Source organism: Nonomuraea sp. NPDC050691 (assembly GCF_040654455.1).
Taxonomy (GTDB): domain Bacteria; phylum Actinomycetota; class Actinomycetes; order Streptosporangiales; family Streptosporangiaceae; genus Nonomuraea.
Window position 1 is genome coordinate 1 of sequence record NZ_JBFAIA010000307.1, and the last position, 4713, is coordinate 4713.

The 4713-nt window shown below is 73.9% G+C and carries 4 protein-coding genes; 1 reads left to right on the plus strand and 3 read right to left on the minus strand.

The window, feature by feature from the left end:
- Window positions 1-143: 143 nt before the first annotated feature.
- Window positions 144-1361 (minus strand): FAD-binding oxidoreductase, encoded by a 1218-nt coding sequence (locus tag AB0H81_RS43835; RefSeq protein ID WP_358388142.1) that lies wholly within the window; start codon window positions 1359-1361, stop codon window positions 144-146.
- A gap of 283 nt (window positions 1362-1644) precedes the next feature.
- Here AB0H81_RS43835 and AB0H81_RS43840 point away from each other — a divergent pair, with 283 nt between their 5' ends.
- The gene (locus AB0H81_RS43840) at window positions 1645-3150 is read left to right on the plus strand and encodes a hypothetical protein (protein WP_358388144.1); all 1506 of its coding nucleotides are present in this window, start codon (window positions 1645-1647) and stop codon (window positions 3148-3150) included.
- An 11-nt stretch (window positions 3151-3161) separates the two neighbouring features.
- On the opposite strand, the gene AB0H81_RS43845 is transcribed toward AB0H81_RS43840, so the two are convergent.
- Together AB0H81_RS43845 and AB0H81_RS43850 are read right to left on the minus strand one after the other, a co-directional pair.
- Entirely contained in the window at window positions 3162-3818 is a 657-nt protein-coding gene (locus AB0H81_RS43845; RefSeq protein ID WP_358388147.1) for a CGNR zinc finger domain-containing protein, read from the minus strand.
- 79 nt (window positions 3819-3897) lie between these two features.
- The coding region (locus tag AB0H81_RS43850) for a hypothetical protein (protein ID WP_358388149.1) at window positions 3898-4713 on the minus strand (816 nt) is incomplete at its 5' end.

The window sequence follows — 4713 nt, forward strand, 5'->3', positions numbered from 1 at the left end:
CGCCGCCGTGACGGCGTCCGCGCTGCTGTCACGCGGGCCGCGGCGCCGCCGGGTCCCGGCGGTGCCCGCCCCTGACGAGCGCGCGGACGGCGCGGCGTGACCTCGCAGCGGAGAGTCACGCCGCGACCGGCACGTGGCCGTCCTCAGCCCAGGACGGGGAAGTTGGCGCGGAACACCTGCCCCGGGTCGCGCGCCTTCTTGATCTCCCGCAGCCGCGTGAGCGTCCCCGCGGGGAACGCCTGGGCGGCCTCCTCGCCGGGAACCAGGAACGTGTACGGCTTGCGCCCGCCGACCCGCTCCCCGAGCCGCCGCACGATCTCCTCCTGCCTGGCCGGCACCGCCTCCGCGAGCCCGGGCAGCCGCAGCCCGAGCAGGTACAGCAGGTACGGCTCGGCCAGCGCGCCGCCCGCGCCCCCGGCGGAGTCGGCCTTGGCCAGCGCCCCGCCCAGGTGCCTGACGTGGAGGTTCAGCAGCGGCGCCAGCGGCTCGGCCGCGAGGACCTCCAGCACCGCGTCGTCCACGCCGGTCAGCAGCTCCGCCCGCGACAGCGCCGGGCTCGGATCGACCGGCTCGTCGGCGATGCCGCCCAGGTTCGCGACGTCCATGATCGCGCGACTGTCGGAGAAGAAGCCTCCGATCCTCTCGAACGGCGCCAGCAGGTCCCTGGCCTCCTCCTCACCGCCCAGGTAGGTCACGTCCACCGTGACGATCGCGGGGGCGGGAGGCGGCGGCCGCACGCGGTTGGCCCACACCGTCAGCTCCTCCGGCGCGCCCGCCGTGACCTGGCGGAACGCCTCGAGCACCGCCCCGATGCGCTCGCCCGGCCACACGAGCCGCCCGCCGTACAGGACCGGCAGCGGGAACAGCTCCAGCTCGACGGCGGTGACCACCGCGAAGTCCCCGCCGCCGCCCCGCAGCGCCCAGAACAGGTCGGGGTCGGACTCGGCGGTCACCCGGGCCTGTTCGCCTCCGGCGTCCACGACCTCGAAGGCGCGCACGGAGTCGGCGGCCCACCCGTGCGCGCGGCTGAACCACGACAGCCCGCCACCGGTCACGAACCCGCCCACGCTCACCACGGGCGAGCTGCCCGCCAGGCCCGCCAGGCCGTGCGCGCCGGTCTCGGCCAGCACCCGGCCCCACCGCGCGCCCGCTCCCACACGGGCGATCCGCGCGGCCGGGTCCACCTCGACGCCGTCGAGGCGGCCGGTACGCAGCAGGATCACGCCCTCCACGTCGCCCGACGCGCCGTGCCCCGAGGGCTGGGCGGCGATCGTCAGCCCCGCGTCGCAGGCGTGGCGCACCAGGGCCGCCACGTCGGCCGCGTCCTCGGCCTCGACGACCGCGGACACCGGCTGGGGCACGCCCACCGTCCACGGCCTTCTCGCCTCGTCGAAGCCGCTGTCACCGGGGAGGAGAACCCTTCCCTTGACGACATTCCGCAGGTTCGTGCTCGTCCTGTGTTCCTCGTCTCTTCGCTCGTAAGAAGAGAGCGGGTCTCGCCCGCGGGCGATCGCGCTCTCGACCACATGACGAAGCCGAGCGGGAAAGTGTGACCGCCACTTTCTCGGGGGCCGGCGGGGAGATCAGCGGGACAAATGCCCCAAATGCGCATAATCTTCCGTGCTGTCGATGGGAGCTGGCCACATGAAACGTGTCGTACTCGTCCTCGCCGTGCTCGCCGCCGGCCTGACAGGCGCCCCCGCCGCCCAGGCCGCGAGCGGCACCGTGGTCCTGAAGTTCTATGACACCGCGGGCAACGGCACCGAGCTCAGCGCGAGCGAGGTCAAGACCCTGATGCACGGCAGCGGCGGTTCCGACAGCGACGCCCTGGTCGATCCGGTCACGCTGGAGGACGTCAAGGGGTACCCGCTCTACAAGGACGGTTCGCCCGCCCGGTGGCGCTTCGACATCCCCGGCGAGGCCGTGGCGTTCGCCGTGAACTGGCCGACCAGCCGCGGCTTCTCGACGATCGTCGTCGACAACGGCGGCGCCGGGTTCACCACCGGCGAGACCCTGGTGTTCAACCAGCAGGCGGCCGTGGACGCCAAGCGGCGGCTGGACGCGGCTCTGGCCGCGCGGCCCGACTACGTCCGCTCGGCGGCGTTCACCGGCGCCCTGGCCGACGCCGTCACCAACCTGGACGCGGCCGGCGCCGCGACGACCGACGCCGACCGCGGCAAGTACGGCCAGCGCGCGCTGAGCGCGGTCAACACGGCTAACGACCTGCTGCTCAGCGAGTACGGCCCGGCCTACGCCAAGGCCCACGACGCCGAGCCGTGGATCGGCCTCACGGTCGACGACATCTCCTCGCACCCGAGCTGGCCCACCCTGGCCAGGACCCACACGCAGCCGTACGGCTGGGTCAGGATCGTGTTCGACCCGAAAGCGGACGGCGGGAACGTCGAGCACTACCGCGGCGCCGTCAAGGCGGCCCGCGCCGCGGGGCTGCACGTGATCGGCCAGCCGATCGACTCCACCTTCGCCAACCGCTACACGCGGGCGGAGTACCTGGCCAGGGTCAAGGCCTACGTCGACGCCTACCCCGACGTCGAGGCCTGGGAGGTGGCCAACGAGGTCAACGGCTGCTGGGTGGACAGCCGCACCGACGCCGAGGGCGACTGCGTGGACCAGCTCGTCGATCACGACGACCGGATCAAGAACAAGATCGCCGATGCCGCCGCCTACGTGCGCTCCAAGGGCAGCGCCAAGGTGGTCGTCACGCTCTACTGGCAGCTCGGCACCGACGAGGCCCGGTGGTCCACCTTCACCTGGGCGCGCGCCAACCTGCCCGCCGCGACCAGGAAGAACATCGACGTCGTCACGCTGTCCACGTACGTCGAGGACGCGCCCATGGGCCTCGCCTTCGACCAGGTCATGCGGGCGCTGCAGGCGGAGTTCCCGGACCAGAAGGTGGCGGTCGGCGAGCTGGACTACTGGAGCGCCGACACCACCAAGGCGTACTGGGCCTTCGACAAGAGCGACCCCCTCGCCGGGCGGCGCGCCGTCGCCGCGCACTACTACGCCGCCTCCCTGGGCTACCCGCGCAGCCTCGGCGGCGCCTTCTGGTGGTACTTCATCCAGGAGCTCCCCGACGACTCCGGCCTGCAGGAGGCGATCCGCTCGGTGGTGGACCGGCTCACCCTCACCTGAGATCGCGGCGGTCAGGCGCGGGAGCGGTGGGCGGCGACGCGTTCGCGGGTGGCGCAGCGGGTGCTGCAGTAGCGACGCGGGCTTCCGCCCCCGAGGTCGAGATACGGCCGGCGGCAGCCGGGCGAGGCGCACAGCCCGCCCGGCACCCGCTGGTGGTCGGCCAGCAGCACCGCCAGCGCCAGGGCCGACGACGCCAGGAACCACTCCGCCCACGGCGCGTCGTCACGGCTGTCCACATGCAGGTGCCAGGGGCTCGTGCCGCCGTGGCGGGTGAGCCGGGGGGCCCGCGCCGTGTCGTCGAGCAACCGGTTGAGCAGCGGGGCGGCCTCGTCCGGCCCAGGGGCGGCGAGCACCTCCACCAGCCGGACCGCCGCCTCCCGCATCGCGGCGACGTCCTCCTCGCCGAGGTACGGGCTCATGGCCCCCCCGCCGCCTCCCGCCTCTGGAGACGCCTCCCCGTCACGGGGACCCGCGGGCGCACTCCCCGGTCCCCCGTCCGATCCCGAGTCCGGCCCCGCGCCCGGGACCGGGACGACCGTCTCGCCGTGCGCCCGCAGGACCTCCGCCACCGCCTCCACGGACGGCCCGCCGGGCGGCTCCCCGTACAGCAGCACCACGCACAGGTCGACCGCCCGCGCCGCCATCGCCTTGGTGGAGTGAACCTTCACGCCCGCAGCGTATGCCCGCCCGGCCCCCGGCGGACGCCTTGAGCCGGCCACCCAGCCGGCCGCCCAGCCGGCCGCCCGCTCACCCGCCGCAGGCGGCGAAGACGAAGGTGTCCTTCAGCAGCGTGTACCTGTCCCTGATCGCGACCTTGCCCGTGCCGGTGTCGATCTGCGCGATCGACACCGTGCCGGGCTTGGTCTCGTGGTAGTCCACCAGGTGCACCGTGACCTGCGACGGCCCGGTCCAGTCGACCATCTCGACATCCCCGGCCGGCAGCTTCACCTTCAGCCGGGCGGTCACCCGGTCGTTCACCATGTCGTACAGGGCGAGCCGCCGCTTGGCGACGAGCGCCGCGACCGTGCGGCCGTCGCCGGACAGCGCCTGCGGGCCGTTCGACGCGACGAGCTGCGGGGGCGTGACGCGGGCCAGCTCCTGTCCTGCGTCGCTGTAGGCGACCAGGACCTGCGAGCCCTCGTCGTCCTCCGTCCCGGCGAGCACCTCGCCGCCGTCGGCGCTGAAGCCCTTCAGCTCGTACGCCGCCGGGACCGCGCCGATCCGCTCCCCCGTCCCGGTGTCGAAGACGCGGGTGTCGCGGGGCTTGTCGCCGGTGAAGGACACCGCGAGCCGGGAGCCGTCGTCGGAGAGCTGGAGCGCGGTGTCGTACTGCGCCACCTTGGGCAGCGCGTTCTCCGGGAGCAGCCTGACACCGCCCCCGAGGGTGCGCAGGGCGAGGCGGCCGCTCTTGGTGAAGTACGCGAGCCGCTGCCCGTTGCCGCTGACCGCGACCGGCGCGGCCGCGGCGGACGCCTTCCGGCCCTTGGCGTCGCGGCGCCCATGTCGACACCGAGATGCGTGAGCGTGACCTGCCCTCGCTGGAGGCGAAGATCTCCGTCGAGC

Coding starts and splice junctions, on each gene's coding strand:
- AB0H81_RS43840 (WP_358388144.1), top strand. CDS start 1,645: ATGAAACGTGTCGTACTCGTCCTCGCCGTGCTCGCCGCCGGCCTGACA.